Consider the following 25,429-nt stretch of genomic DNA (forward strand, 5'->3'; position numbering starts at 1 on the left):
AAGTTTCTATTTATTAAACTTCAGGAACTTACATTGATAAAAGTTCACATAATGAGATAATATATCACAAATTGTGACAATGCAAGTTTTGTGAAGGAGCGTATATGGGCAAGTACAGAACAGCTTTCGGCGACTTATTGGACGATCTCCTTTATGAAAAGGGGATGAAGTCTCTTACGGAGTTTGGAGAACGTATTGGTGTAGCTAAAAATGCCTTGTCGCAATACTGCACAGGCGCACGGGAACCAGGGGATGAGATTCTGATCAGGATGGCTTTATTCCTGGACGTGGATTACATCACCTTGAAGAGAGCCGCCCTCTTAGATCGGTATCCGTTGTGGCAACTGATTACCATTGGGGTCTTTGACTCTTTCTTGACCAAAGAACAAGTAGGGGAACTCCAAAGCCTGATTGACAATGAGGATGATCTGGAAGAATTGTTGAAACAGCTTCACCGAGACTTAGATTTGCAGAAACAATACGTTTCCGTTGGATGGAAAGATTTTTTAGAATCGTTGAAGTCTGCGGGGTTTCTGCACAAACAGAAAACGAAACCTCCCCTGAGCAAGACCCATGAAAAGAGGGTTAATGCTCTATGACACAAGATACAGAAAAGGTTATCCCCATCAGTCAGAGACAAGACAAGATGAGCAGATATGACCTGCTGAAAAGCCTTATGAGCACTAAAGAAATAACAACAAACGCCAGTAAAGCTCGTCGCTACGGCCTTTTTCTCACAATTCTTACCCTGTTAGTTATTGCTGGCCTGTATGGGCGTTCCCAACTTGGCTATAAACCTACCGCTATAGATGAGGCGCTGGGTGCAAAGCAGTGTCCAATCATCGGAAATGTCGATTCAAAGTTGTATCACACTCCTAAGGAACACCACTATCTTGAACTACTCCAAAGAAATAAAGCCCGCGAAAACAGAATCTGTTTTTCTCAAGAATGGGAAGCATGGCTAGCAGGCTATAAGAAGAGTAAATTTTGAAAGAAATGGTTTTAGCAATGAGCGATACGTCTTATAAAACATTTAAAAAGGTGCTGGGCATTATTTCTATTTTAATGCTGTTAGGTACTTTGGCAGATAATCCTTATAGCTACTATGTTTTGCTTCGCTGGGTTGTTTGCATTGCAGCCATTAGTATAGCTCTTTCTTTTAAGGCATTAAATAAGGAAGGCTGGTTTATCACATTGCTAATTACTGCCTTCTTATTCAATCCCCTGATCCCGGTTCACTTAAACAAGCAATTGTGGACAGTTCTGGATTTAGTAACTGCTGCTATCTTTTTGGTGTCTATTTTCAAACTTGAAAACAATACCAAGAGGTTCCCAGCCAATGAGTGATCATTTAGATGTACTGAGGCAGATGCGACAAAGCCAGACTCAAGAGCTTGCTCTTGTAGAAGATATAGCACCTCAAAAGCAGTGCCCTTTCTGTGCAGAGAGTATTTTAATAGATGCGATAAAGTGCAAACATTGTGAGGAATGGCTTATCGATCAAAGTAATTCTGGCAAGAAGCTTTATAGCAACAAACAAAGTCTTATTTTCTTATTTTTACTATCCTTCCTTTCGATTGGTATATATGACCTGTACTGGTTCTATAAGAACTGGAGACAGCTAAAGTCTATTGGTTATAAAATTTCCCCTGGATTGAGACTATTAGGTCTTTTTGTTCCCTTTCTCAATCTCTACCTACTCGATAACTTTATTCGTGAGGTTAAAAAACTGGGAGACAGTGTTGGCAATAAGACCTACCCTTATCCCTTTTTGGTAGGGTTCTGCTATATATTCTCAAATATAGTTTCCCGCTATGTAATCTTTCATTTTGGCTTCTGGGCTCCGGTTTACCTGCAAGGAAAACTTAACGCTTATTGGGATAAAACACAGCCGTCGCTCGAAACGAGAAAGTTTCCCACTGTCTGGGAATGGGTATTCTTAATAGTATTAGGACTATTCTGGCTTCTCTGTATTGTGGGTGCTCTAGTGGGAGGTAATAACTAATGCCAAATACAGTCAAGCAAACGAAGCTTTGTCCTAATTGCAATAATGAAATATTGGCTGAAGCCATTAAGTGCAAACATTGTAAAAGTTTCATAGAACAATCTTTAGAAAAAGCGTCAAACATTTCTGAGTCTAATGTTGGGATAGAAATCCATAATACTCCTGTAAGGCATTCATTTGATTTAATTAATAACAATGCCTATAGGGTGTTAGGACTTCCTGCTGATGCCTCTCAGGAATCGATTCATGAAGCTAATAGCTCTATTCGTAGAGTTCTAAAGATTGGGGTAAGCAAATCCTCTCCCTGGGATTTGGCTTGGATTGGCCCAATCAATAGGAGCGAGAAAGATTTACAGTCTGCTATAGGCAGGCTTATGAATCCAGTTCAACGTCTTCAGGAACGCTTATTTTGGTTTTCAAGTAATACGCCTCTACTTAATGAAGCAACCATAGAATCTCTATCGTCCGTCATTTCTGAGCTTGAAACAAAAGCCAATAGCCATGATCTTGCAGTGGTAAAGCTTGCCTACGCTAATTTGATTGATCCTGAACTCAAAAATATAAAACTTTGGATAGAAGCAATAACTCTTTGGGAAACAGTCATTTCTTCAGACGACTATTGGGCCTCTTTGCTCGATATGGAAATGGACGGTGAATTTGAGCCTTTTGCCACCATAGAAGAGGTAGAGAACCTAAAACTGAATGTTTACAGGTTGGTCTGCTCAAAGCTATTAGCCCTAGCAAATGAGGGTATAGTTGCCAAGAATGAAGGGATTTGTAGGCAAGTTTTTAGCATTCTTAAAGATTCAAAAATACCCAGAAATATTTTTTACGAATTTGAAACTCAAGCCTTTGGAAGTTTGGAAGATCAACTCACTGAATTATGTGAACAGATTCGGAATGATTCAAATAGTATTCTTAACAAGCAGGATACCAATGCGCCAGATAATATCAAAGCCTGTACTACAGCCTTAAACCGATTTAATAATGAGGTTCGGCCTCTCTTAAGCAAATTGCTGAATGTAGCTGGTCAAAATACGGAACTTGCTAATCGTGTTAAAGAAGAAGCCGCCGGTTGTCTAAGGGGCATTGCTATAAACTTTACTTGGGCAGATGAGTTTATCCGTTCTAAAGAGTTGCTTGAACAGGCTATAACTATTGCTCCTAAAGATTCTTCCGTCTATCATCGACTGCTAGAGGACTCAGGAGATGTTGAAAAAACTTCTGAGAAGCAGAAGATATGGAAAGACTTAAAACCTATCAAGAGTGCTCCTGTCCTTCAAACCATTAACGCCTGCGGCTTCACTTTATATGGTTGTACTAATGTTGATCCTGAAACACAGTCTGGCTTGTCAACATATTACTTTGTAATTTTAGGTATTCCTATATTCCCCATTTGTCGATACAGAGTAATTTCAACAGGTGATAGGAGCTATAGATTTTTAGGAAAAGCCCCCTTAAGAAAGGGGGATAAGTGGCACCTAGGCATATCACTGTGCCTGATTCTTATTGCTTTTCTGTGGATTTCAGCTAGCTCATCAACAAGCTCATCGAATTATTCTTCAAACTACTCCTCTGCTCCTAGTGAAACAACAAACTATTCTTCTACTCCCAGTGAAACATACACAGATCCTGAATCCACTTCGACCTCCACAAATGAACCAGCGACTCAGGAAATTCAAACTCCTCCAGAGGGTATAATACCCACCAATCAATTCAGCTCTACTTACAAAATCGACTTGAAAGCAAAGATAGATGCGGGTAGAGCCAAATTGGCCTCTCTGGAAGCCTCTTATAATCAATTAGCGGATGAGGTGCAGAGCATGAAGCTTGAACTTAATCAGAAACAAGCTGAAGTTGAAAAGCTTGAAACCCAAGCCAAGTATGGCATTGATGTTGAACAGTATGAATCTAAGAGACAAGCTTATAATCAGTTCGTTGAAAAGCATAATCAAACGCTTTCCAGGGCTAAAAAAGCTGAGCAAGAATACAATGCAGTTCTCGAAGAGGATCACAGGATGGTTCAGGAATATAATTCGCTATAAAGAGGTTGATAATGTCTTCAAAAGGAACAATCGAATGTTCTGTCGAACAGCTATCAGAGCTTTCGGTTGAGGCATGGCGTTTAGGCCAATGGCTCTCAAGGCTTGACTCACAAAGCTCTATTGGCAGGCATGTTCTTAGAAAGTATGAAAGGTTCTTCCAAGACCTTGGAATTGAGGTTTTGGATATGACAGGAAAGACTTATGATCCTGGAATGGCCTTGGATATTATTGATTCTATTCAGGATGACACTCTTGAATCGGGTATTGAAGTTATAGACGAAACCATTGCTCCCATTGTGGTTTACCAAGAGCAGGTAATCAGGCATGGGCAGGTAGTCACTCGTAAAAGAGCAGAAGTTTTAGAGCAAGCGACGGCTGAGGAGCAATAAGGAATGAACCAATTTATTAATTACGGCATCGATCTTGGCACAACCAATTCTTGTACCGCCTCCTGGGACGGTAACGATGTCCGAATCTATCAAAATAATGATTTGATGAATGTCACTCCTTCCGTTGTCAGAGTCCAAAAGAATAATCGGGTTCTTATTGGTAAACGTGCATACAACGCTATTGTGGAGGATCCTGATAATGTGGTCTCTGAATTCAAACGCTGGATGGGACAGAAAGATAAAAAGTCTTTTTCGGCTTCTGGCCGAAGCATGTCTGCTGAAGAGTTATCATCTGAAGTCTTAAAAGCACTGAAGGAAGATGTCAAAAGGCAAACAGGCGAAGACATATCTGCTGCCGTTATAACAGTTCCAGCCGCGTTTGGTGCATTACAATGCGAAGCTACCGCAAGAGCAGCCCAGTTGGCTGGTATTATTGAAGCACCTTTGCTTCAAGAGCCTATTGCGGCTGCCATAGCATACGGTATAACTCCAGGAGCCATCGATCAGCGGTGGTTAGTTTTCGATCTCGGAGGAGGCACCCTGGATATTGCGCTTGTCTCAACCAAAGATGGACGCCTGAATGTTCTTGAACATAGAGGAAATAACCTCTTAGGAGGCAAGGATATTGACCGTATCATCATTGATACCTTTTTCCTGCCAACCCTCACTAAGGAATTTGTGTTACCAGACCCCAAAGACAATCCTGAAGGGTACGACAGGCTAATCAGAAGATTGGCCTTGAGAGCGGAAGAGGCAAAAATAGAATTGAGTTCAGCGGAGTCAGTTCCGGTTGGTCTCTTTGACCTGGGTGATGATGAGGAAGGCAATCCTATAGACATTGAGGTTACTATTTCCCGTAAAGATTATGAGTATTCTATAGAGCCTTTGGTTGAGAAGTGTTTGCAACTTTGTGAAGAGGTCTTATCGAGCAGTCGGGTCTCAGGAAAAGATTTAGATAGAGTTCTCTTGGTTGGTGGGCCTACCCAGATACCTTATGTTCGTTCAGCAATAACCGAAAGAATCGGTTCCAAAGTGGACTTTTCGCTCGATCCGATGACTGTTGTAGCGAGAGGTGCTGCCATTTACGCATCCACTATCGAGAAAGCAGCTAAACCGGTTCCTCTGAGCGTTGATTCTGGTAAAGCCCTGGTACATTTGGCTTACGAACCGGTTAGTGCCTCAGTCACTGCTCATGTTGCCGGTCGGATAGAGAATGCTAAACAAGCGAGTATTTCAGAAATCAAGATTGATGCGGAGGGTGGCTACTGGACGAGCGGGTGGTTGCCAATTCCAGAAGGACACTTTGATATTCCTGTCACCCTTAAAGAAGGGAAACAAAGCCGTTTTTGGCTTTATACAAGAACACAAACTGGTGAAATGGTTGATATTGAGCCTGAAGAGTTCTCTATCCGCCATGGTCTTGTGGTTTCCTCTCCACCATTGCCGCATTCAATTTCAATAGAGATTGTTGGAAATAACAATAAGCCTGAGCTTGAAGTCATCTTTCCTAAAGGCACTCCTCTTCCTGCTGAGAAGACCTGCCGTTATAGGGCACAACGCACTTTAAGGCCAAGCGAAGCTGGGAGTGCATTGCCCATTAAGTTATGGGAAGGAGAGATAATAGAAGACCCGGAAGCAAATGAGTGGGTTGGCAATCTTACCATTAGCTCAGAAGACATTCGTAGACCAATCCCTGAAGGTTCAGAGATTGAAATTACAATCGCAATAGATGCTTCACGAAGAATGACAGTGGATGCGTTTGTTCCGCAGTTGAACCAGAATTTCTCAGATAATGTATATGTACCTCAGAGAGAGGAAAAAGATTTTGCCGACCTTCTCAAGAATATACCCCAAGAAATAGAAACTCATGTAAGTAGGTTGGATGACCTTGAGTTGTCCGTTGAAGATGCTAAAGCACAGGATGAAATTGAAAAACTACGAGAAGATATTGAAAATCTGGATATTGAAGCCAGCAAAACAGGCAACGAGACAAATGATCCTGATCAGGCAAAAAGATTGGTTGAAACATCTCGTGAAATCAGAGGTAAGCTATCGAAAATAGAGCGGAACTTTGGAACTGGGACTTCTAATACCCTCAAGATAGAAGAGGCTGAAGAACTCCTATTAAGCCTTCAGAGAGTTATTGATGATCTTGGTTCTCCCTTGGAAAAGAAAGAATTTGAAATGTTACAGCGGCAAGCTGAACGCTCAATAGACAAAGGTGATGAACGAAGTCTTCAGAAAACAGTTGACTCTTTAGAAACTTTAAAGTGGAGAATTTTATTCAAACAAGACTGGTTCTGGAAAGACATCTTTGAATCAATGAAGGAGCCGTGGAAAGAATTTACAAACAAGCAAGAAGCTCAAAAATGGATAGCACACGGTGATGACTCTATTCGCCGAGGAGATGGTGAAGGACTTCGGGAAGCCGTTCGGAAGCTATGGGAACTACAACCAGTAAGCGCTGCCGAAGCCGATAAAGAAAGAGTCCTTCTTGCTGGGCTTAAGAGGTATTAAGAATGATGAGTTATCTAACTCAAAAGCCAAAGCTTCCAATAGGAACCCCTATTCCAGGTCATCCGGCTATTGAAAAGGCACTTCATTCTGATAAGTCCTGTGAAGTTTATTTGCTGGAAGAATGTTCAGATTCCAGCCTTTTATTTATTATTGTTTCTGAAAGAGAAGAACAGGAAATAATCAGATGGTGGGAAGAGAATAAAATAGAATATTTCCCAGTAGAAAAAATCCAATTCATTTCTCAGAAGGCTCCTAATTCGTTTCAAGCGGTTGTAAAAGTCTCTGGGAAATGGTTAGGTGGTTACTCCCCTGAGTTAGACAGGAAAGGACTCGTAAACCTTTTACTTGCCCTTGTTAAGCTCGCAAAGGCTAGTGAGTCTTTTGAGGCTTCTCCCAGATATGCACCGTCATTATTATGGCTATCCGTGAATAAAGAAATGCCTCTATCAGGCTTGATTTTGACTTCGATAGCTTTAAAGGAAGTAGAGCTTATTCAGTTAATCGGAAAAACATTTTACACCCTTACTACTGGAATAGATTTAAATGAGAGCCAAGATATAGGTCTTTTCGCACCACTAAGCAAATGGTGTGTTAATGCTGGCCCAGGCTTATCTGGGCTTATCAACCGTTGCATTGACCAAGCTGTACCGTCCCTTTTGGATATTGAGAATGAGGCAATATCATTCACAGAAGAAGAAACTATGGCCCTTCCAAACCTACCTAGGGCTACTTCTACACGTCGAAAATCCCCTCAGGTGCAAACTAAAAAACCATTAGAGGGTGGCCTTGCAAAGGTTGCGGGTATGCGAGAGCTTAAAGACCTTTTAGTCCAAGAGGTTATCAAGCCCATAAATGACCCTGAGCCTTATAAGAAGTATGGCCTCTCAATCCCCAATGGAATACTCCTGTTTGGGCCTCCTGGATGCGGTAAAACTTACATTGCCAAGCAATTAGCTGAAGAATTAGGCCTGTATTTTGTTCAAATTATTCCTTCAGAAATTGCTAGCCCATATATTAATCAATCCATTTTGCACATACGAGATATCTTTGAGACAGCCAAAGAGAGAGCGCCATCAATTCTCTTTATTGATGAGTTTGAAGCTATGGTTCCTTCCCGTTCAGAACTTGGTGGGCATCAGCAGCATAAAGCTGGGGAAGTAAATGAATTCTTGTCCCAGTTAAACGAATGTGCTGCGAAGAACATATTTGTGATCGCCGCCACCAATGAACCAGAGAAAATAGACTCTGCCATTAGGCGAACAGGAAGACTAGATAAGTTAATTTATGTAGGCCCTCCTGACGAGGAAGCTAGAGAAGAAATGTTGAAATTGCACCTAAAGAATCGGCCTACAGATGAGACTATTGATCTGGCGGGACTCTCAAAACAGCTTATAGGGTATTCGGCCAGTGATATTAGGTTTCTTGTGGACGAGGCAGCCCGACTTGCGATGAGAACCGAAAATCCTGTTTCCAGCGAAATTATGTTTCAGGTAATGGCTAAGATACCAGCATCAATCACAGATGAAATCACCACTCGCTATAAGAGCTTTACGTCACGAGGAATATAAAAGATTGATTTAAACAAGTTGATGACATTCATCAGCAATCAACAGAAGATTGACCATCGAATATTCCTGTAATAACTCGGAAAGCTGCCCATTCAAAATTTGATGATTTTCAGAAACAATTGGATCTTCAATCACTATTCCTTGTTCTTTTCCTTCGACTTCTACTTTCAATCTAGTAGATAAATTAATGATAAACTCCCCAGCAGCGGCGTGTGATGGTTTTCTATCTATTTCCAATAATCTCTCTAATAGGTTTATAGCGGCTGTAAACTTTTCGACTGCGCTGGTAAGCGCATCGTTTTCTTCTCCTCTTAAGACCTCATTGTTGGCGGAAGTGCAATGACCTGAGCCCAGAAATGGGGACCGTTCAAAAGTAGAGGATTTTGTTCTTCAATCTTTTGAAAGGAGTGTTTGGAATGAAAACGAGCCGATTCACGGAAGAGCAGGTTATTACTGCATTACGGACACAGGAAAGCGGTCAGAAGACGGTCGAAGGTGTCTGTCGGGAGCTTGGCATCTCGCAAGCCACGTTCTACAAGTGGAAAAAGAAGTACGGAAACTTGAGCATCTTGGAAGCCAGGCGTTTACGGGTTCTGGAAGTAGAGAATTCCCGACTGAAAAGGCTGTTGAGTGAGCGCACACTGGAACTGGATGCGCTGCAGGACGTGCTAAAAAAGCTTTAGGGCCTTCCCGTCGTCGGATTCTGTTTCATTGCCTGCGCGCGGACAAATACAAGCTGTCGAAACGTCAATGCGCCCGGCTATCGCGCGTGCGTCGGCACGGCTTACGCTCTGTGGCAGACGCCAGGAATGAATCCCTGCGTCAGGCAATCCTGCGTCTTTCCAATCGTTTCGCGAGGTTCGGCTATCGCCGGATTCACGCCATACTGGTGAAGCAGGAAGGTTGGACAATCAACGTGAAGCGGGTGCGGCGGATCCGGAGCGAGGAAGGCCTACAAGTCAGAAAGAAAACGAAGAAACGCAGGCGAGGCCAAGGCGTTCAGTCGCCCGAACAGGCCGTTGCGCCAAATCACGTGTGGACGGTTGATTTTGTGCAGGACCGCCTGACTTCTGGCGGCCGTGTCCGGCTATTGACGGTGCTGGATGAATTTACGCGCCAGTCCCTGTGCATTCGCGTGGAACGTTCTCTCAGGGGCGAGGATGTGCGCCTGACATTGCAGACGTTGTTTAGGGATTACGGGATTCCCCGGTATCTACGCAGCGACAACGGGTCGGAATTTGTCGCCCGTTGCCTGCAAAGCTGGCTACAGACGCAGCACACGCAGTCGCTCTTTATTGAGCCTGGGAGCCCGTGGCAAAACGGCAAGTGCGAAAGTTTCAACGGCCGTTTGCGGGATGAATGCCTGAACATGGAAGCCTTCGATACGTTGAGCGAGGCTCAGGTCGTGATTGAAGCATGGCGCGGGCATTACAACACCGAGCGTCCTCACAGCGCCTTGCAATACCGAACGCCTGAAGTTTTTATTCTCGACTGGCAGGGTGAGCAGGCGGCTTTACGTCTGATCGCCTGAAAAAATCCAGCATTCCAAACCCGCTGAAACCACAGCGGGCGAATTTATCGTGGAAATGGAAAGGTGTTGAAAAGCGGTTGAAAAGCGCTGGCGCTTTCCAACCGCTTTTCAACACCAGTTTTTGGCGTTCGACGACGATTTTAAAATTGGAACTCAGGACGCCGACCTGAAAACGTGCTAAAATCCTAAAATTCGACTTTTGGATGGTTCCGGGTACGGGGCTCGGTCAGCAAATTGCAGATATATCATAAGCTGATGACATGGCATTACTAAACGTCTCTATAATTTTAGATTTCAAGACTTGCTCTTGGAATTCTGGCAACCATATATCATTAAAATTCACATCTGGAAGAGATTTGGTTGGATAAATTTTCATCGCTAAGTTAGAAATAATTTTCCCATTAAGCTTAGGAACCACTGTAAATATTCTCTTCTCATCAAGAGCTTCTTTGGCAATCTGAATAACCGTTTCAAGTTTATTTAATTCTTCAAGCTCTGATATAGTCATAATAATTGCAATCTCAACCGCAGGCCAGTAAATACCATCGTTTTTCTTTAATGGAACAGTCTTGTATTCTCCCTCTATACCTTCTTCTTTTAGGTTCCTCAACAAGCATTCCAAAGTTTTCTTTAAACGATGTTCGCCCCGATTTTTGCTAAATTTTGAAGCGGCTGCAATAGACTTCCCAAAGCTAGCTCGTTTTGCCATTGCTACAGCAAGTTCTATAGAATCTTTCTCATATTGTGCTGCAAACTCCTGTAGAATTTCAGATAAATATTCAAGTCGTTCAGAAATGGCTATTAATTGGTCGGCAGGAGTGTCATCTAACATCCTCCATATTGTCGAGCTTGTACACTTTTGAGCATCCTCGGATAAATGTAGTGAAAAACTAGCTACCGCTTGTGCCTCAGACTTCTGAGATACAGCACACAGACGAGGTATTAAATTATTTAAAATGGAAGTTAGGAGCGTTCCTATAGTATCGCTGGATATCCCAAGATTAGAAGCATTTTTAAGACTTCCAAGAAGGCTTGGAACCATTGTAAAACTAAGCCCGTTGCATGCTTGAACAATAGAATTGAGCTCTTCAGCAATCTGCTCTTGATTATTAAATTTTACGCCTCGAATCCATTTTTCTGTAACCTCACGAAAGACAGATTCAGTTCGTGTGATTAAACTCGACATAACTGTTGAGTATTCAGATAAGGAAATAATATTCGCATTAGATTGTATAAAATAGCCAAGAGCCTTATTCCAGGCCACAACCACTTCAGTAGGGAGGTTAGACCGAGGAATATTTTTAGCCATCATAGGACGGCCTTCAATCTGAATAACCATTCCATTTGTATCGACAAATGAGCAAGCGGCAGCTTCTGAAGAAGGAACAAGCGCCATTATAATTTTACAAATTTCTACTGCTTTATCATTCATATTATCCGAAGCTTGTGCAGATATGAATTGGTAGTCTGCCCTTACAGTTCGGCCATGTTCTTCTTCTCCTATAATCGGTGGCATGATCCAGGAAATTTGTTCTGAAGCCGTTTTTAACAAGTATTCTTCACCACCAAATGATTTGCTTAGTGATAAAGCAAAGTCCGGTGATACGGAATAAGCCGTCTCAAGAACTTTTGAAATTTTTCTAATGCAATAATTGTTTGTTTCGGCATCCAGAATATTCAAATCAAAGGAAGGAAAGTGACTCATATTGACCATAGAAGCAAGTAATAACTGTAAGGTATCTAATCCTTCTAATGCTGGAAACACATGAATTTTGTCTAAAAAAGTGATTCTAAAATCTTCTAGTGGTGTCGAATGAAAATGTTGAACAAGCTCTTTAAGACGGTTCCAACCTTCACCTACAGATGGAAGGTCGGGAAACTCCACTCCTTTTGCCACTGCAAACATCGCAGTCACTGACCACAAAGACCGCTCAATATTCCATTCCTCTAGCAATTGGATAAACTGCTTTGCTCGAACTTCAAGACTTGCAAAACCTAAGCCCGTTAGTATAGCAGTCATAGTCTCAACGGTATTTTGTTCCTTCTGAAGACTAACGAGAGCATCAATCAATTTTAAACGATTGAATTTTTCAGGCTCTCTCAGTACCGCTTGAATGATTAATGGAAGCGAAGCAGTTGTCACAGCACGAATAGATTGAAGTAATGAGTCTTCTGTTTGTATTACAAGCTCGTCATGAGTGAGTCTGGCCAGTGCCGAAGAGCGCAGGTTATGTAATCCCCCTAAAATACCTGGAGATTTCTCTTTGACGAGGTGTTCCTTAAGTAATCTCGATAGAGAGCGGAGACCTTCTTCTGGAGAAATTCCCAGGATGTCTAAAAGGACTCCGACTTCAATTTCACCATTTAGACTTGTAATTAGTGAAGATGCTCGAAGTATTTTCACTTCGATGGTTCTAGTCGAATCTTCCAATCTTTGCTGGACTTGCTCCGATAAAAGTTTCTCCAATCGCTTCCCTTGAGTCAGAATGTGAGTATATTCCAATAAAAGGCCTTTTGAGTCTTCAAATGGTTCTTTCCAATAGGGCCAGTTGGTTTTACCCCCTATTTTTAAGTTCCTCCCAAAGGGATCTGGCTAAATCTGCATCAAGTTCAACAGGGAACATCTCGGCATCTTGAATACCTTTTAGTATGCCAAGGTCTTCATTACGCACCGCTCCCAAAAGGATTACGTTTGGAAGCTTCGATGCTTCTTCAGCTAATACAGTCCAAACAGCCATATTAGTGGGATTAATTTCATCGCATACAATCCCTATGGGAGAGTGTTGATTAGGGTTTCTTGCCTTAATGAATCTCTGTATATCCTTCACATCCTCAGTTTTAACCATTGCGCTCAGGCGGAACCAACGTGTAGTACTAGCCATTTTGTTAGCAGTAAGCCATATCAACGATGATTTTCCTGCCCCAGATGGCCCGGTAACCAAGATTTGACGTGCTGTTTTGAATTGCTGGTAAACAGCTTCTACTTGTTGAGGTCTATCAATAATAAGCCCAGCCGCAATATGACCCGGTTGCGCTTTAACGCCACTATAAAAGGCTTGATCTTCAATTGGTGAATTAAAATCAATAGGCTCAATGGCACCCTTTAGAAGGGCTGTATCAATAGCAGAACTATCCATTCCTTCTAAAAATTTTAAAATGAGCCACTCGATGTCTGTTGGACTAATTTGAATTCTTTTGTGAAAATCCGTGGTTTCATTTGCATCCGAAACTTCCCCTACAAAGGCACTCAAACTCTTAAACAAAGCTTCTGCCACTGAATCGGCTATCTTCAAAGTTTGGATCAATATCTCCACTGCTTCATTGTTAGGAAACTCTGACACCACAACTTGCTCTCCTGAGCTATTGAGTAGCTCTTCAAGAGGACAGGGAGTTATTTTGCTACAAGGCTTTTGTAAGCCTATACCTATTTCAAAGACTTTATTTTCATTAAGCGTTTTAAGTTTTTCTTCAGCATTTTTACGATAAGATTCCACCTCGTTCAAACTAAAAGAATTGGATTTACGAGATTTAATCTGTATCCATATCTCACGGTTTTCAAATTCCAGAACTACATCTTCAAACCCTTCTGGTATGACGGAGCCACTTGGAATTTGCCCGGCCCACTGCTTAATAAGCAAAAGCGCAATGAAATGATCTTGATACCTATACCCTTTACCGGATTGAGCACCAGATCGACTACATTTCCAAAGTTGTTCTCTACTTGTTTTCATTTATTACCATTATAGCGATTCTAAGCCTTCACTGTTACAGCGGTCTTTAGTGGAGGATACCATAATGCTTACAGTCCGGTCTTGGGGCCGGTCTTTTTTGTATCTAAAAGCCAAGCCATAAGAGGGTTTCGTATGTTCAATTTCAAGAAACACCGCGATTACCTGGATGGATGGCAGAGAGCGATGGCGACCGGTTTGATGACCGGTCGTCCTTTTAGCAGGCATACTTCCAGCCAGTACGTCCGGTATATGGTTCCTTTCCTCCAGAAGTATGGCAGTGTCTCCATCGAGAATTTGAAGGCCGAACTGTCAGCCGTCCCCACTGACCAGTTCTCCAAACGGAACAGTATCTTCCGGGCCGTCGTTTCCTTTGCCAAGTACCTTATCCAGGAAAACACCCTCCATCCCACCTTTCTGGACAAGGCCAAACCCTTCAAGCCAAAACGTCACCGGCCACCGGTACGCCATAGCGTGAAGGAAGGAGACATCCAGAAACTGATTAACGCTACCAAGAACCCCCTGGATCGCCTGATGATCATCCTCCTGGCCTCTACGGGCTTGCGGGCCTCGGAAGCCTGTGACCTGAAACTAGAAGATATCGACTTTGAGGAGCGGCGGCTTGTTGTCCGTTGCGGCAAGTGGGGGAAGGAACGCAAGGTTGGAATAGGAGAAGGGCTTCTGTTGGCCATTCAGAACTACTTAAAAACCCGCCCTGGCCTCAAGTCCTCCGATCAGCTTCTCCAGAACACGGCCAGAGAAGCGTTGGATCGAAATGGCGTCTACCAGCGGCTCGAAAAATAGGGCGCAGGGTAGACGTTAAAGTCACACCCCACGCCCTACGCCGGGCCTTTGTCACCATCAATGTCCGAAACGGCGTTCCGTTGGTCTATCTCCAGATTGCCTGCGGCCACGGGGAGATTACCACTACCCGGTCTTACTGCCAGACCAGCGAAGAGGAAGTCATTGAGGCGATGAAGACTAGGTGGTGTCGACATTCACACTTCCCCTAATTAGGAATCCGTGATCTACTATCCTTGTTGGTTATGCGAGGATAGAGAGATGGAATTAACGGATGAGCAGTGGGAGAAAATCAAGGACGCCCTGCCGGGGAAGGCCGGTGATCCGGGCAGAACGGCGTCGGACAATCGTTTGTTTGTGGAGGCCGTCTATTGGGTGGGCAGAAACGGAGGCCGCTGGCGGTCTTTACCACCGGAGTTCGGTAAATGGTATAGCGTGCACAAGCGTTTCTTACGCTGGGCTGAAAAGGGTGTATGGCAGATGATTTTCAATACACTGGCAGCAGATGCGGACACCGAATGGCCCATGGTTGATTCCACCATTATCCGGGCGCACCAATGCGCGGCAGGGGCAAAAAAAGCGCTGGTCCCCAAGCGTTAGGGAGAAGCCGGGGAGGCTTTTCCACCAAGATTCATGCCACATGCGATAGTCACGGAAACCCGCTGCGCTTTATCCTGACTCCCGGCCAAGCATCTGACCACACACAAGCGCACGCTTTGCTCGCGGATCTTCCGGCAGAAGAGGCTATTCTGGCTGACAAAGGGTATGATTCGGATGCTTTGGCAGACTCAATCTCAGAAATTGGAGTGCAGCGTGTGATTCCGCCCACAAAAACCGGAAAGAACAAAGAGAATACGATACCCATCTCTACAAAGAGCGCAACCAAATTGAGCGTCTGTTCAACAAGCTTAAAAACTTTCGACGTGTCGCTACCCGCTATGACAAGCTGGATATAGCCTTTTTGAGCTTTATTCACCTAGCCGCTATCTACCTCTGGCTAAAATGAATGTCGACACTGCCTAGCTTTACCAATTTTTCATAGAATCCACGCGGTCTTGAGTCCGGCGGCGGTTATAGAGCATCGTGGTCAAAATGCTCTTATGTCCGCAAGCCTCCTGAACATCCTGGGGATTCCGTCCCATCGTGAGGTTGTAGGTCACAAAGCGGCTTCTCAGGGCGTGAGGATAGGCATAGACTCCGGCTTTTTTGGCTATCCGGGCTATCCGCTGATACAAGCCATCCCGTCGCATCGGATTTTCATATTTGTCTAAAAATACGAAATCATACTTCACCTTGGGACGTTCCTTATCCAGGTAGCTCCGAATGGCAAGCGCCGTGTCATCGTTAAAGCCCAGGCTCCGAGCTTCATCATACTTGGCTTCGCCGACCCAAATCTCCTGCTTCTCCAGATCCACGTCTTCCAGTTTCAGTTTGCAACACTCACTGGCTCGGATGCCGGTGTTGGCCATCAGCATAATCATGGCCCGTTCCTGGAGGGTCTTGGTAGCGGCGATCAGTTTGGGCAAGTCCTCTTCAGATACCACATGCTGCTTGGGGTTCGGATTGGGCTTTGGGGCAAAGTTCTTGTCCAAAGCCTTTTCGAGGAATTCCTTGTCCAAAGCCTCTTCCATTACCAGATACTTGGCAAAGGACACGAAGGAACGGTACAAGCCCCGCCGCCGTTCCGGGAGATCCGCCGGGCATTCGGCCAGTTCGCTCTTGACCCGGCTAAAGGTCAGAAGCTTGTACTTGGCCAGGTACTTCTTGATATAGGACTCATACGAGTTCAGAGTATTCTCAGCGTAGGCCCGCCGTCCCAACAGACCAGCCTTGGCTGCCTTACGCCAGCCTGCCACGTAGGGAGTATGGTCTTGAATCCCTATCTGTTTTTTTTCGCAGCCTCATCTCTTCCAGGGCGGCTTGCCCTTGAAGGTAGACCTCGACGGCTTGCTGATGGATCTGATAGGTGATGATCCCGTTATACACCCTGGGTGTGGCCATCAGCTTTCCGCTCTTGCACCACTCTAAAACGGTTTTCCTGGTTTTACCCAGGACTTGAGAAACCTCGGAAACGGTCAAAAATGCCCCCGAAAAACTACTCACTTTGTACTCACTTTTGGAGTTTTTCGGGTCTTTTTTGTCATACGTCATATATAATCTCCTTCTGTATTCTAACAGCGGAGATCGTTATGGCGCTTGGTTTTTAGGCGATCCTACCTTATTGATTGTTACAATAATAACATGGCTGATAAGGGTGAGGTCCGGTGTTCGAGTCACCGCAGGCCCACCATTTTCTCACAACGATTCTTCAAAAAGTATAGCCAAAAGAATCGACCAAAAAAATCACCAACTACTCAGTTGGCACTCACTTTTAAAACCCTTAAAAGCTCCTCATTGAGGGGCTTTTACCGTTTATGAGATGATGTTTTATACTCTGTACCCTTGATGATAAAATCATGACCTTACGCAGTTGTTTTTGGCCCTAATTCATCTTCTGGCCGGTAGGAGCTTTACAAATGACAATGGAGGCAGAGCTAAAGGGGCTTCTTCCTATCTATGAAGAGGCCGTCAAGAAAGACCCCTACTTGCCGATTATTGAAGCCATTACCAATGCCTTTGACTCGATTATCAAGGCAAACCCAAGCAATAAGACCGTTAGGGTTTCGTTTGTCACGAATCAAAGCTCTTTGCTTGTCGGACAGGTGGCCCAACAAATAGATGAGATTGTTATTGAGGATTGTGGAACCGGCTTTGATGACGGGAATGCAATCTCATTCAAGAGAGTAGGCAGTACCCATAAGGAAGATATGGGTTGCAAAGGAATGGGGCGTTTAAGTTGGCTCTGCTGTTTTAAGCGTGTGGTGATTGAAAGCACCTACAAGCATGGAGAGACTTTGCGTTATAGGGAGTTACACTTCTCCCTGGACAAGGAAGTAGAAGAAAAAGAAAAACAAACCCGCTGACCCTAAAGCTACTCAGCCTAGAACGAAAGTAAGGCTGTTGGAGCCTCTTACCAATATTTATGATGATAAAAGGCTGTCTATCAGCTTTGTGAACCAAATCAAACGGGTATTTGTCCCGTATCTCATCCAGCACCAGAATTTGTCCATTTATGTCGATATGGTGGACGGGCAATCTGAAACGATTGATTATGCAAATTTGAACATTAAATCTTTGCCCACTCAACCTCTAAACGAGGTTGATTTTACGGTTTATTGTTTGAGTAGTGATATAAAACTTACCAGTGCTCACCATGCATACAATCTGTGTGGGGATAATCGGGTTGTTAAGTCCGAGAGTTTGGATATCTACCCCAATGAAAAGCTGGCTGTGGATGGTCAAAACCCTGCCTATCTTTATTTTTTCATTATTAGCGACTATTTGAATGAGCGGGTTTCAACGACTAGAGATTCTTTCAAGATTTTAGAGAAGCGCCCTTCTCTCGAACTGGAACCAGAAGCGCTTTATATGGAAGAGATTAAGAATCACATTATTGAGATAGCCAATGCTTATGCTCAGCAACACATCGAAGAGGCCAACAACAAAAAGAACACAGTGATTCAAGAAGTGATTCAGGAGTATCCGCATCTTGCCAAAAGTGTTGAGACCCTTAACCCTAAAATCGGGTATGGACATACCAAGGAAAAAATCATTATTGAGGCTGTAACAGAACAAGCTAGACATGCAGAACAGGTGAAAAAGCAACTTTTGGAAGCTGCTCAAAAACCTCTCTCCAAGGCAACCGACGCAGAAAAAGAGAATCTGGCTAAAACCATTGCTGAAGTCACTCATGAGAATTCATTACAACTAGGCCATTATATGGCTTATAGAAAGGTCGTTTTAGACCTTTTTAGACAAATATCTACAATATCAAGATGACACGGGAACTTTCCCTCTGGAAGAACATTTGCACCAGATCATTTGTCCAATGAGGGAAAGCCATGAAACGCTTACCTCGCATGAGCATAACTTATGGCTGTTAGATGATCGGTTGATGCTCCTAAAAGAGTTTTATTCGGATTGCTCCTTGGCCAGTGCTGGCAAGGCTGATTCGAGAAAAGAAGCCGATATCTTATTTGAAAAACCTCTTGTTGTGGCTGAGTCCAAAAGCGCAAATACGCTAAATAATGTTGCAGTGGTTGAATTTAAAAGACCCGGCAGGGAAATCACAAAAGGGGATGAGCTTAAAGAGGTGATAACCAAATATGTTGATCCCCTTCAGAACGGAAAATATACCCATAAAGGACAACAGTTAAAAAAGGCAGATAGAATTACCCATGCCTATACTGTCCTTACCTTGACGGACGGAACCCGAAACACCCTAGAAAACTATGAAGGCTATAAGCCGTCCTGCAACCGAGATGCCTTCAGCCGTCCTTATGAAGGCTTTAACTGTATTCACTATGTTGTGGATTGGGCAAGGCTGATTCAAGATGCAAAAGACCGGCATGAATTTTTCTTTCAAAAGCTAAATGCCTAAAGCAAAATTTTTATTTCGATCAAAATATGGGTAGTCACGCTCCCAATATCACGGCTTTTTTTAAAATTAGGATCAAACATCCATCCAAGTGTCGCTTTTCGGCTTGTGACCTATTACGTGATCCATGAAATTTTCCAGGGCATCCTTGAGACGGCGTTCCTTTTCGTCTGCAATGTGACTGCCCCCCTAGAATTGATCCAAATAAAACCAGAGAGTGGGATCATAACACAGCCTGTTTAATGGCAGCCTGATTGTGGAGAAGGCCTGGTATTCGTAGAATACCAGGCGGCGGCGAACTGTTCGGGGGTCCAGTATCTCAGGGCGCTGTGAGGTCGCTCGGTATTGTAATGCTCACGCCACATCTCAATAACGTTCTGAGCCTCTCGCAAGCTGCCCCACCACTCGGCATTTAAACATTAGTCCCGAAATCGACCGTTGAAGCTTTCATACTTGCCGTTTTGCCACGGGCTGCCCGGCTCAATAAAGAGCGACTGCGTGTGCTGCGTCTGTAGCCAGCTTTGCAGGCAACAGGCGACAAATTCCGACCCGTTGTCGCTGCGTAGATACCGGGGAATCCCGTAACCCCTAAACAACGTCTGCAATGTCAGGCGCACATCCTCGCCCCTGAGAGAACGTTCCACGCGAATGCACAGGGACTGGCGCGTAAATTCATCCAGCACCGTCAATAGCCGGATACGGCCGCCAGAAGTCAGGCGGTCCTGCACAAAATCAACCGTCCATACGTGATTTGGCGCAACGGCCTGCTCGGGCGACTGAACGCCTTGGCCGCGTTTGCGTTTTTTCGCTTTCTTTCTCACTTGCAGGCCTTTCTCGCCCCGGATCCACCGCACCCGCTTCACGTTGATGGTCCAGCCTTCCTGCTTCACCAGTATGGCATGAATCCGGCGGTAGCCAAACCTCGCAAAGCGATTGGACAGACGCAGGATTGCCTGACGCAGGGATTCATTCCTGGCGCCTGGCAAGGAACAGGCGGTGTGCCGCCGCACGCTCAATAGCCGGGCGCATTGGCGTTTCGACAACTTGTATTTCTCTGCGCGCAGGCAATGAAACAGAATCCGGCGACGGGAAGGCCCTAGAGCTTTTTTAGCACATCCTGCAACGCATCCAATTCCAGCGTGCGCTCACTCAACAGCCTTTTCAGTCGAGAATTCTCTGCTTCCAGAATCCGTAAACGCCTAGCTTGCGAGATGCCAAGCTCCCGACAGACACCTTCGACCGTCTTCTGACCGCTTTCCTGTGTCCGTAATGCAGTAATAACCTGCTCTTCCGTGAATCGGCTCGTTTTCATTCCAAACACTCCTTTCAAAAGATTGAAGAACAAAATCCTCTACTTTTGAACGGTCCCCATTTCTGGGCTCAGGTCAACTTTTACTTACAACGCCAAGGGACAAACGCTGACGCGCGTCAATGCGCTGGGCAAGACCACCAGCTATACCTATAACGCTCATAACGAACTGGCGACGATCACGGACCCTCTGGGCCATGTGACGACGTTTGCTTATGACAATCGGGGCAACCTGACGAGCGTGACGGACCCCAGGCAGAATGTGACGACGTTCGCTTATGACGTTTTGAACCGGCTGACCAGCGTCACCAATCCGTTGAATCAAGCGACCACTTACACTTATGACAACAACAGTAACCTGTTAACGGTGACAGACGCCAGTAATCACACGACGACCTACGCTTACGACAGCCGGGATCGCGTGACCAGCGTCAATAATCCGTTGAATCAAACCACGACCTACGCTTACGACAAGCAGGACCGTATGGTAAGCGCGACGGATCCCAAGTCGCAGACCACCACGTATGAATACGACGCGGCAGGTCGATTAAACTGGGTCAATTACAATGGCCAGAAAATTTATGCGATGTCTTACGACGCAAACGACGAGTTGCTGTCCATCGCAGACGGTTCGGGGACATGGGGGTACAGTTACGACGTAATGGGGCGGGTCAGCAATATGACGTCGCCTCAAGGCAGTGTGAGCTATACGTACAATGCCGACGGCCTGGCGACGAGTATGAGCGCGACGGGTTATCCCAGCGTCACGTATGGTTACAACCTCTTAGACCAGTTGACCAGCGTCACGCAGAATAATCAAATTTATACCTATCAATACGACGCAGTCGGTCGACGGATTAATTTGTCACGTCCCAATGGGGTCAATACGTACTATTACTATGACGATGCGGACCGATTGACGGCACTCATCCACAAAAAGATGGCGGCGCGCAGGAAAACAATGAGTATGGCTACGATAACAATGGCAATATCACGCAATACAGCCGCTACCTGTACGGCGCATCCGACAAAATGGTGCGTAACTACAGCTACGACGCACTCAACCGTCTCACGCATGTAGATGGCCTGGGCATTATCTTCGGCGCCAGCAGCTTTGCCAATCAGACGGCCAAAGACAGCGCCATTAACTGGCTGACGCAAGCCCAGCAAACCAGCAACCCGGCCTTGCGCGAAACCTATCTCCTAAATGCCGAGAATTTGGGGGCGTCACTGCCAGAAACCGCGACGTGGACGTTTGATCCAGTAGGCAATATTGCCAGTAAAGCCGTGCGCAAGCACTTGGGTGGAACGGACACCACCACCTACGCCCACAACGCCGCCGACCGGCTCACGACGCTGACGCCGCCCGTGGGCTCGGCCATTACCTTCACCTACGACGCCAACGGCAACATGACCGGCGACTCCACAGGCCGCACGCTGACATGGAATGCGCTGGATCAGCTCACCGCCTTGAATAAAACCGGCGTTAATGCTACCTTTGCCTACGATCCCTTAGGCCGAAGAGTGAGTTTTGTGAAGAACAGCCAAACGAAAACCTATTTCTACGATGGGCTGGACTTGCTCAGCGATGGCGCTAATCAGTTCCTGAACGGCGCAGGCATTGACGAACCGCTGACCATTACCACCGGCTCAACGACGCAGGCGTATTTAGGCGATCACTTGGGGATCCACTGCGTGGCTCAGTGATGCGAATGGCGCGTTCCAGACGCGGTACGATTATTCGAGCTATGGCAGGCTGGAAGGCAGCCTGCCGAATCCGTCGGCGACGAATAGCCTGACTTACACGGCTCGTGAAGACGACGGCACCGGCTTGATGTATTATCGCGCGCGGTATTACGATCCAAGTCTGGAGCGGTTTATTTCCGACGACCCGCTGGGTGATGGGCAGCGGTATGTCGAGGGGAATTCGGTGGCCCTCAAAGACCCACTTGGGCTAGGGCCGAAAGGGAGCAGCTCAAGGTGCCGCTACTGGCACGGCATTGGGAGCCGCCCTCGGAGCACTAGCAGGCGGCGGCGGGGGCGCTGCGGCATGTTCGTGGTCTGGACCCGGCGCTGCTGTGTGTGGCGGATATGGAGCGCAGAATGGAATTATACTGGGCGCTGCTGGGGGCGCCTCCCTTGGGGCAATTTTCGGCAGCTTCCTCGAAGATCATTGGGGAGAGATTTCTTCTGCCCCTTGTACTGTCTCCTCGAATCAAAACAATAATATAGACCATTGTGATTTTCAAAAAGAACTCGATGATGCTCAATGTAGACGCCTTCCAAATAAATCAGCCAGATATAGGTGTTTCGAATCTGCGAATGTTCGTTATGGGGCTTGTCGCACAAGAAAGCCACTTCCCCCATTGGTATTATGGTAATTTGAAATGAGGCTTTATGATAATCTTTGTCAAAGATGTTTTAACTGTTAGATATGAGAAGGATATCAATTCAGTTTGCATATACGATCACAGATATAATGAAGAAACTGATGAAACCATGGAGGCTTTATACGCTCAATTTAGGCTTTTTAAGCTTGAGCAGGCAGAGATTGGAGAAGCCTGTCGTGCTGTAGGTGAAGCTGTTTTAATGCGAATACCGTCAATACTTAATGTTCTTTTCCCCATTCAAGATGATGAAAGTTAAGCGTTAATTTTTACTTTCACTTCCCCCCAAGATATGCAGGAACTCCAAACAATAAAATAAAAAAATATACCCCCAAGCCAAACAAGCCTTTGGGCGGCTCGGAAAGCTTTGTGAAATAAGTGAGAATAAACATGAAAAATTCTGCTTTTTTAGCTGTAATATTATTTACTCTCATGTTGTTTCTAGAGCCGTTTGGAAACAGCTCTAGCCCTGAGCTATTTAATGAAAGCCTCTTTAAAGGGAAGGGATATGCCCCTTCAGATGGTTTTATTCCAAATAAAGAAACAGCCATAGAAATAGCTGAAATAATATTAGCTCAAGTTTATGGAAAAGAGATGATTTCTTCAGAAAGGCCGTTTCATGCCATTCTAAATGACGACGTCTGGCAGATCAAAGGCACATTAAAAAAAGGGGCGCTTAGGGGAGTCGCTTATATTTATTTGTCAAAGAGCACAGGCCAGATTCTTAAGATGATACATACCCAATAATAAATAATATTAGGACTTTTTCGGACTTTATGAATAATAATCAGACCAAAGCCTATTTCTACGACGGGCTTGATCACTCAAGGACGGAAACAGCACGTTTCTGAACGGCGCAGGCATTGACGAACCGCTGACCATTACCACCGGCTCAACGACGCAGGCGTATTTAGGCGATCATTTGGGATCTGCGAGTTGGTTGAGCGATTCAAACGGCGCGTTCCAGACACGGTATGATTATTCGAGCTATGGCAGGCTGGAAGGCAGCCTGCCGAATCCGTCGGCGACGAATAGCCTGACCTATACCGCCCGCGAAGATGACGGCACGGGTCTGATGTACTATCGCGCACGGTATTACGACCCCTCGATCGAAATCTTCATCTCCGATGATCCGTTGGGCGATAGCCAGCGGTATGTCGGGGGGATGCCAACAATTGCGACAGATCCTTTAGGGCTAGAGCTTGGTATTTACAAGCATAGGGATGGGACATATGGGCCCACTGAGAATTGGTATAATGCGCTTAATAATGCATTTCAATTAGGTGCTAAAGTCTGGATGTTTTTAATAGGGGATGACATTTGCACACTGTCAAGTCCCAGTTCATCGTTTATTGATAAAGCTTGGTCGGGATTCAGCCTCACACCGGAGGGCGAGTTTTCAAAAATAGGGAAATTCAGTAAGTTTATTAAAACTGCTGATGGAAAGATTGTATTTGGTTATACTAGACATGGTTTGAATCAGGCTATTGGAAGAGAAGGTAAAGGAGTTAGTATTAACGCTATAAATGACGCGCTGAGAAACCCTAAAAAAATCACAAATCAGGCAGCCGGCACCACTAAGTATATAGGCAGAAATGCCACGGTTGTAGTTAATAAAAAAGGGGAAAATCGTAACCACCTATGGAAAGCCTCGAAAGCCTTAAAATAGAGATAGCAGACTCTGATTTTAACTTATTGCTATCATTATTAAGCGATAGCAGTAAGCAGGGTCTTCTAAAGAGATCATCTAAAATTGGTAATAACGCTTTTGTTCTTTATATTGATTATTCATACATAGGGCTCGTTAATGAGGAATTAACAGATTCACTTGCTTCAAAAGGATTAGATGCTGACGATGAAGTGACAGCCTTTGGCGAACGTATTGAAGCACTAATAAATATATTCAACCCGTATAAATATTCGGAACCATGTTAGACGTATTTATATGACAGATTAAACATGCTGAAAAATGGAGCAGGAATTGACGAACCTCTGACCATTACCAACAGCTCAACGACGCAGACTTACCTTGGCGATCATTTGAGATCCACTGCGTGGCTCAGTGATGCGGATGGCGCGTTTCAGACGAGGTATGATTATTCGGGCTACGGCAAGCCAGAAGGCAGCCTCCCGAATCCGTCGGCGACGAATAGCCTGACTTACACGGCTCGTGAAGACGACGGTACCGGCTTGATGTACTATCGCGCGCGGTATTACGATCCAAGTCTGGAGATATTTATTTCCGACGATCCGCTGGGGGATGGCCAGCGGTATGTTGGGGGGAATCCTTTGCGGTGGGTGGATCCGTTCGGGCTGCAAGCGGATGCAATCTTTATCAATTCAAATAAGAGCCCAAAGGATCGGCGTCTCTATTATAGTGCCAAAAATATTAAAAATAGCTCAAAATCATATATGATTGTTGTCCATAGTGATGGGAGGAAATTATTTGTACCCTTAAAAACGCCCGTCTTGGGTAGTAACGGAGAACGCATCTACTATAAGGGAATCTCCGTTGAGGAATTTTATAGCAAGTACATAAAAGGGAATAGAAATATAGGAATTCAAGATGTAATTATTCTTCAGGCCTGCCATGCCGGGCGAGGTGGGGATGATTCGATCGCAAAAAACTTGCAAAATTATCTAGAATGAAAGTTCAATCCCCTGTAGATTAT

At 44.9% G+C, this 25,429-nt stretch carries 29 protein-coding genes and 3 pseudogenes; 24 read left to right on the forward strand and 8 right to left on the reverse strand.

What is annotated here, in order from left to right; all coding sequences use genetic code 11:
• Window positions 1-104: 104 nt before the first annotated feature.
• From IPK79_12980 to IPK79_13015, 8 genes are read left to right on the forward strand one after another with little or no spacing between them, the layout of a single operon-like run.
• A complete protein-coding gene (locus tag IPK79_12980; protein MBK8191349.1) occupies window positions 105-599 on the forward strand; it encodes a helix-turn-helix transcriptional regulator in 495 nt (164 codons plus the stop codon).
• Entirely contained in the window at window positions 596-991 is a 396-nt protein-coding gene (locus tag IPK79_12985) for a hypothetical protein (protein ID MBK8191350.1), read from the forward strand. Before IPK79_12980 ends, IPK79_12985 begins: the two co-directional genes overlap by 4 nt.
• Window positions 988-1,347: a hypothetical protein gene (locus IPK79_12990; GenBank protein MBK8191351.1), complete on the forward strand. Its 360-nt coding sequence runs from the start codon at window positions 988-990 to the stop codon at window positions 1,345-1,347. Before IPK79_12985 ends, IPK79_12990 begins: the two co-directional genes overlap by 4 nt.
• Complete coding sequence (locus IPK79_12995) at window positions 1,340-2,005, forward strand: hypothetical protein (protein MBK8191352.1); 666 nt, start codon at window positions 1,340-1,342, stop codon at window positions 2,003-2,005. The genes IPK79_12990 and IPK79_12995 overlap by 8 nt, the downstream gene beginning before the upstream one ends.
• On the forward strand, window positions 2,005-4,050 hold the full coding sequence (locus IPK79_13000; GenBank protein MBK8191353.1) for a hypothetical protein: 2,046 nt from the start codon (window positions 2,005-2,007) through the stop codon (window positions 4,048-4,050). Before IPK79_12995 ends, IPK79_13000 begins: the two co-directional genes overlap by 1 nt.
• Window positions 4,051-4,061: 11 nt before the next feature.
• Complete coding sequence (locus IPK79_13005) at window positions 4,062-4,439, forward strand: hypothetical protein (GenBank protein MBK8191354.1); 378 nt, start codon at window positions 4,062-4,064, stop codon at window positions 4,437-4,439.
• Window positions 4,440-4,442: 3 nt separating this feature from the next.
• Entirely contained in the window at window positions 4,443-6,956 is a 2,514-nt protein-coding gene (locus IPK79_13010; protein ID MBK8191355.1) for an Hsp70 family protein, read from the forward strand.
• Between the two features lie 2 nt (window positions 6,957-6,958).
• Window positions 6,959-8,524 (forward strand): ATP-binding protein, encoded by a 1,566-nt coding sequence (locus IPK79_13015; protein ID MBK8191356.1) that lies wholly within the window; start codon window positions 6,959-6,961, stop codon window positions 8,522-8,524.
• A gap of 9 nt (window positions 8,525-8,533) precedes the next feature.
• On the opposite strand, the gene IPK79_13020 is transcribed toward IPK79_13015, so the two are convergent.
• Window positions 8,534-8,761: a hypothetical protein gene (locus IPK79_13020; GenBank protein ID MBK8191357.1), complete on the reverse strand. Its 228-nt coding sequence runs from the start codon at window positions 8,759-8,761 to the stop codon at window positions 8,534-8,536.
• Between the two features lie 179 nt (window positions 8,762-8,940).
• On the opposite strand from IPK79_13020, the gene IPK79_13025 reads away from it, so the two are divergent.
• A complete protein-coding gene (locus IPK79_13025; GenBank protein MBK8191358.1) occupies window positions 8,941-9,207 on the forward strand; it encodes a transposase in 267 nt (88 codons plus the stop codon).
• Between the two features lie 17 nt (window positions 9,208-9,224).
• A complete protein-coding gene (locus IPK79_13030; GenBank protein ID MBK8191359.1) occupies window positions 9,225-10,055 on the forward strand; it encodes an IS3 family transposase in 831 nt (276 codons plus the stop codon).
• Between the two features lie 226 nt (window positions 10,056-10,281).
• Here the strand turns inward: IPK79_13030 and IPK79_13035 are convergent, their stop codons facing one another.
• Window positions 10,282-12,558 (reverse strand): hypothetical protein, encoded by a 2,277-nt coding sequence (locus tag IPK79_13035; protein MBK8191360.1) that lies wholly within the window; start codon window positions 12,556-12,558, stop codon window positions 10,282-10,284.
• 52 nt (window positions 12,559-12,610) lie between these two features.
• Complete coding sequence (locus tag IPK79_13040; protein ID MBK8191361.1) at window positions 12,611-13,786, reverse strand: hypothetical protein; 1,176 nt, start codon at window positions 13,784-13,786, stop codon at window positions 12,611-12,613.
• A 132-nt stretch (window positions 13,787-13,918) separates the two neighbouring features.
• On the opposite strand from IPK79_13040, the gene IPK79_13045 reads away from it, so the two are divergent.
• Both IPK79_13045 and IPK79_13050 read left to right on the forward strand, forming a co-directional pair.
• A complete protein-coding gene (locus tag IPK79_13045) occupies window positions 13,919-14,587 on the forward strand; it encodes a tyrosine-type recombinase/integrase (protein MBK8191362.1) in 669 nt (222 codons plus the stop codon).
• A 258-nt stretch (window positions 14,588-14,845) separates the two neighbouring features.
• A pseudogene (locus tag IPK79_13050) lies at window positions 14,846-15,590 on the forward strand (IS5 family transposase).
• Between the two features lie 19 nt (window positions 15,591-15,609).
• On the opposite strand, the gene IPK79_13055 reads toward IPK79_13050, so the two are convergent.
• A complete protein-coding gene (locus IPK79_13055; protein MBK8191363.1) occupies window positions 15,610-16,440 on the reverse strand; it encodes a tyrosine-type recombinase/integrase in 831 nt (276 codons plus the stop codon).
• Window positions 16,424-16,735, reverse strand: a complete 312-nt coding sequence (locus tag IPK79_13060) for a helix-turn-helix domain-containing protein (protein ID MBK8191364.1) — start codon at window positions 16,733-16,735, stop codon at window positions 16,424-16,426. Before IPK79_13060 ends, IPK79_13055 begins: the two co-directional genes overlap by 17 nt.
• 365 nt (window positions 16,736-17,100) lie before the next feature.
• Between IPK79_13060 and IPK79_13065 the strand changes: the two genes are divergently transcribed.
• The 3 genes from IPK79_13065 to IPK79_13075 are packed head-to-tail and all read left to right on the forward strand — an operon-like array spanning window position 17,101 to window position 19,064.
• Window positions 17,101-17,547 (forward strand): ATP-binding protein, encoded by a 447-nt coding sequence (locus IPK79_13065; GenBank protein MBK8191365.1) that lies wholly within the window; start codon window positions 17,101-17,103, stop codon window positions 17,545-17,547.
• A gap of 37 nt (window positions 17,548-17,584) precedes the next feature.
• Window positions 17,585-18,463, forward strand: coding sequence for a hypothetical protein (locus IPK79_13070; GenBank protein MBK8191366.1), 879 nt, complete (start codon window positions 17,585-17,587; stop codon window positions 18,461-18,463).
• Between the two features lie 28 nt (window positions 18,464-18,491).
• Window positions 18,492-19,064, forward strand: a complete 573-nt coding sequence (locus tag IPK79_13075; protein ID MBK8191367.1) for a hypothetical protein — start codon at window positions 18,492-18,494, stop codon at window positions 19,062-19,064.
• Between the two features lie 236 nt (window positions 19,065-19,300).
• Here the strand turns inward: IPK79_13075 and IPK79_13080 are convergent, their stop codons facing one another.
• The 3 genes from IPK79_13080 to IPK79_13090 are packed head-to-tail and all read right to left on the reverse strand — an operon-like array spanning window position 19,301 to window position 20,373.
• Window positions 19,301-19,453, reverse strand: coding sequence for a transposase (locus IPK79_13080; protein MBK8191368.1), 153 nt, complete (start codon window positions 19,451-19,453; stop codon window positions 19,301-19,303).
• 27 nt (window positions 19,454-19,480) lie between these two features.
• Complete coding sequence (locus IPK79_13085) at window positions 19,481-20,104, reverse strand: transposase (protein MBK8191369.1); 624 nt, start codon at window positions 20,102-20,104, stop codon at window positions 19,481-19,483.
• Between the two features lie 53 nt (window positions 20,105-20,157).
• A complete protein-coding gene (locus tag IPK79_13090; GenBank protein MBK8191370.1) occupies window positions 20,158-20,373 on the reverse strand; it encodes a transposase in 216 nt (71 codons plus the stop codon).
• A gap of 196 nt (window positions 20,374-20,569) precedes the next feature.
• Between IPK79_13090 and IPK79_13095 the strand changes: the two genes are divergently transcribed.
• From IPK79_13095 to IPK79_13135, 9 genes and pseudogenes are all read left to right on the forward strand, one after another.
• Window positions 20,570-21,451, forward strand: coding sequence for an RHS repeat protein (locus IPK79_13095; GenBank protein MBK8191371.1), 882 nt, complete (start codon window positions 20,570-20,572; stop codon window positions 21,449-21,451).
• Window positions 21,403-22,077, forward strand: a complete 675-nt coding sequence (locus IPK79_13100; protein MBK8191372.1) for an RHS repeat protein — start codon at window positions 21,403-21,405, stop codon at window positions 22,075-22,077. The genes IPK79_13095 and IPK79_13100 overlap by 49 nt, the downstream gene beginning before the upstream one ends.
• Entirely contained in the window at window positions 22,046-22,597 is a 552-nt protein-coding gene (locus tag IPK79_13105; GenBank protein ID MBK8191373.1) for an RHS repeat-associated core domain-containing protein, read from the forward strand. The genes IPK79_13100 and IPK79_13105 overlap by 32 nt, the downstream gene beginning before the upstream one ends.
• A 170-nt stretch (window positions 22,598-22,767) precedes the next feature.
• The gene (locus IPK79_13110; protein MBK8191374.1) at window positions 22,768-23,016 is read left to right on the forward strand and encodes a hypothetical protein; all 249 of its coding nucleotides are present in this window, start codon (window positions 22,768-22,770) and stop codon (window positions 23,014-23,016) included.
• Between the two features lie 131 nt (window positions 23,017-23,147).
• Window positions 23,148-23,504: a hypothetical protein gene (locus tag IPK79_13115; GenBank protein ID MBK8191375.1), complete on the forward strand. Its 357-nt coding sequence runs from the start codon at window positions 23,148-23,150 to the stop codon at window positions 23,502-23,504.
• 100 nt (window positions 23,505-23,604) lie between these two features.
• A pseudogene (locus IPK79_13120) lies at window positions 23,605-23,919 on the forward strand (hypothetical protein).
• A gap of 285 nt (window positions 23,920-24,204) precedes the next feature.
• Window positions 24,205-24,421 (forward strand): annotated as a pseudogene (locus IPK79_13125) (hypothetical protein).
• On the forward strand, window positions 24,399-24,692 hold the full coding sequence (locus tag IPK79_13130; protein MBK8191376.1) for a hypothetical protein: 294 nt from the start codon (window positions 24,399-24,401) through the stop codon (window positions 24,690-24,692). The pseudogene IPK79_13125 and the gene IPK79_13130 overlap by 23 nt, the downstream one beginning before the upstream one ends.
• A gap of 24 nt (window positions 24,693-24,716) precedes the next feature.
• A complete protein-coding gene (locus IPK79_13135; GenBank protein ID MBK8191377.1) occupies window positions 24,717-25,406 on the forward strand; it encodes an RHS repeat-associated core domain-containing protein in 690 nt (229 codons plus the stop codon).
• Window positions 25,407-25,429: the final 23 nt, after the last annotated feature.

The organism is Vampirovibrionales bacterium (genome assembly GCA_016712355.1).
In the GTDB taxonomy this organism is placed as follows: Bacteria; Cyanobacteriota; Vampirovibrionia; order Vampirovibrionales; family Vampirovibrionaceae; genus JADJRF01.

Coding starts and splice junctions, on each gene's coding strand:
- IPK79_12980 (MBK8191349.1), top strand. CDS start 105: ATGGGCAAGTACAGAACAGCTTTCGGCGACTTATTGGACGATCTCCTT.
- IPK79_12985 (MBK8191350.1), top strand. CDS start 596: ATGACACAAGATACAGAAAAGGTTATCCCCATCAGTCAGAGACAAGAC.
- IPK79_12995 (MBK8191352.1), top strand. CDS start 1,340: ATGAGTGATCATTTAGATGTACTGAGGCAGATGCGACAAAGCCAGACT.
- IPK79_13000 (MBK8191353.1), top strand. CDS start 2,005: ATGCCAAATACAGTCAAGCAAACGAAGCTTTGTCCTAATTGCAATAAT.
- IPK79_13005 (MBK8191354.1), top strand. CDS start 4,062: ATGTCTTCAAAAGGAACAATCGAATGTTCTGTCGAACAGCTATCAGAG.
- IPK79_13010 (MBK8191355.1), top strand. CDS start 4,443: ATGAACCAATTTATTAATTACGGCATCGATCTTGGCACAACCAATTCT.
- IPK79_13015 (MBK8191356.1), top strand. CDS start 6,959: ATGATGAGTTATCTAACTCAAAAGCCAAAGCTTCCAATAGGAACCCCT.
- IPK79_13025 (MBK8191358.1), top strand. CDS start 8,941: ATGAAAACGAGCCGATTCACGGAAGAGCAGGTTATTACTGCATTACGG.
- IPK79_13040 (MBK8191361.1), bottom strand. CDS start 13,786: ATGAAAACAAGTAGAGAACAACTTTGGAAATGTAGTCGATCTGGTGCT.
- IPK79_13045 (MBK8191362.1), top strand. CDS start 13,919: ATGTTCAATTTCAAGAAACACCGCGATTACCTGGATGGATGGCAGAGA.
- IPK79_13060 (MBK8191364.1), bottom strand. CDS start 16,735: ATGACGTATGACAAAAAAGACCCGAAAAACTCCAAAAGTGAGTACAAA.
- IPK79_13065 (MBK8191365.1), top strand. CDS start 17,101: ATGACAATGGAGGCAGAGCTAAAGGGGCTTCTTCCTATCTATGAAGAG.
- IPK79_13090 (MBK8191370.1), bottom strand. CDS start 20,373: ATGAAAACGAGCCGATTCACGGAAGAGCAGGTTATTACTGCATTACGG.
- IPK79_13100 (MBK8191372.1), top strand. CDS start 21,403: ATGGTGCGTAACTACAGCTACGACGCACTCAACCGTCTCACGCATGTA.
- IPK79_13110 (MBK8191374.1), top strand. CDS start 22,768: ATGATAATCTTTGTCAAAGATGTTTTAACTGTTAGATATGAGAAGGAT.
- IPK79_13115 (MBK8191375.1), top strand. CDS start 23,148: ATGAAAAATTCTGCTTTTTTAGCTGTAATATTATTTACTCTCATGTTG.
- IPK79_13130 (MBK8191376.1), top strand. CDS start 24,399: ATGGAAAGCCTCGAAAGCCTTAAAATAGAGATAGCAGACTCTGATTTT.
- IPK79_13135 (MBK8191377.1), top strand. CDS start 24,717: ATGCTGAAAAATGGAGCAGGAATTGACGAACCTCTGACCATTACCAAC.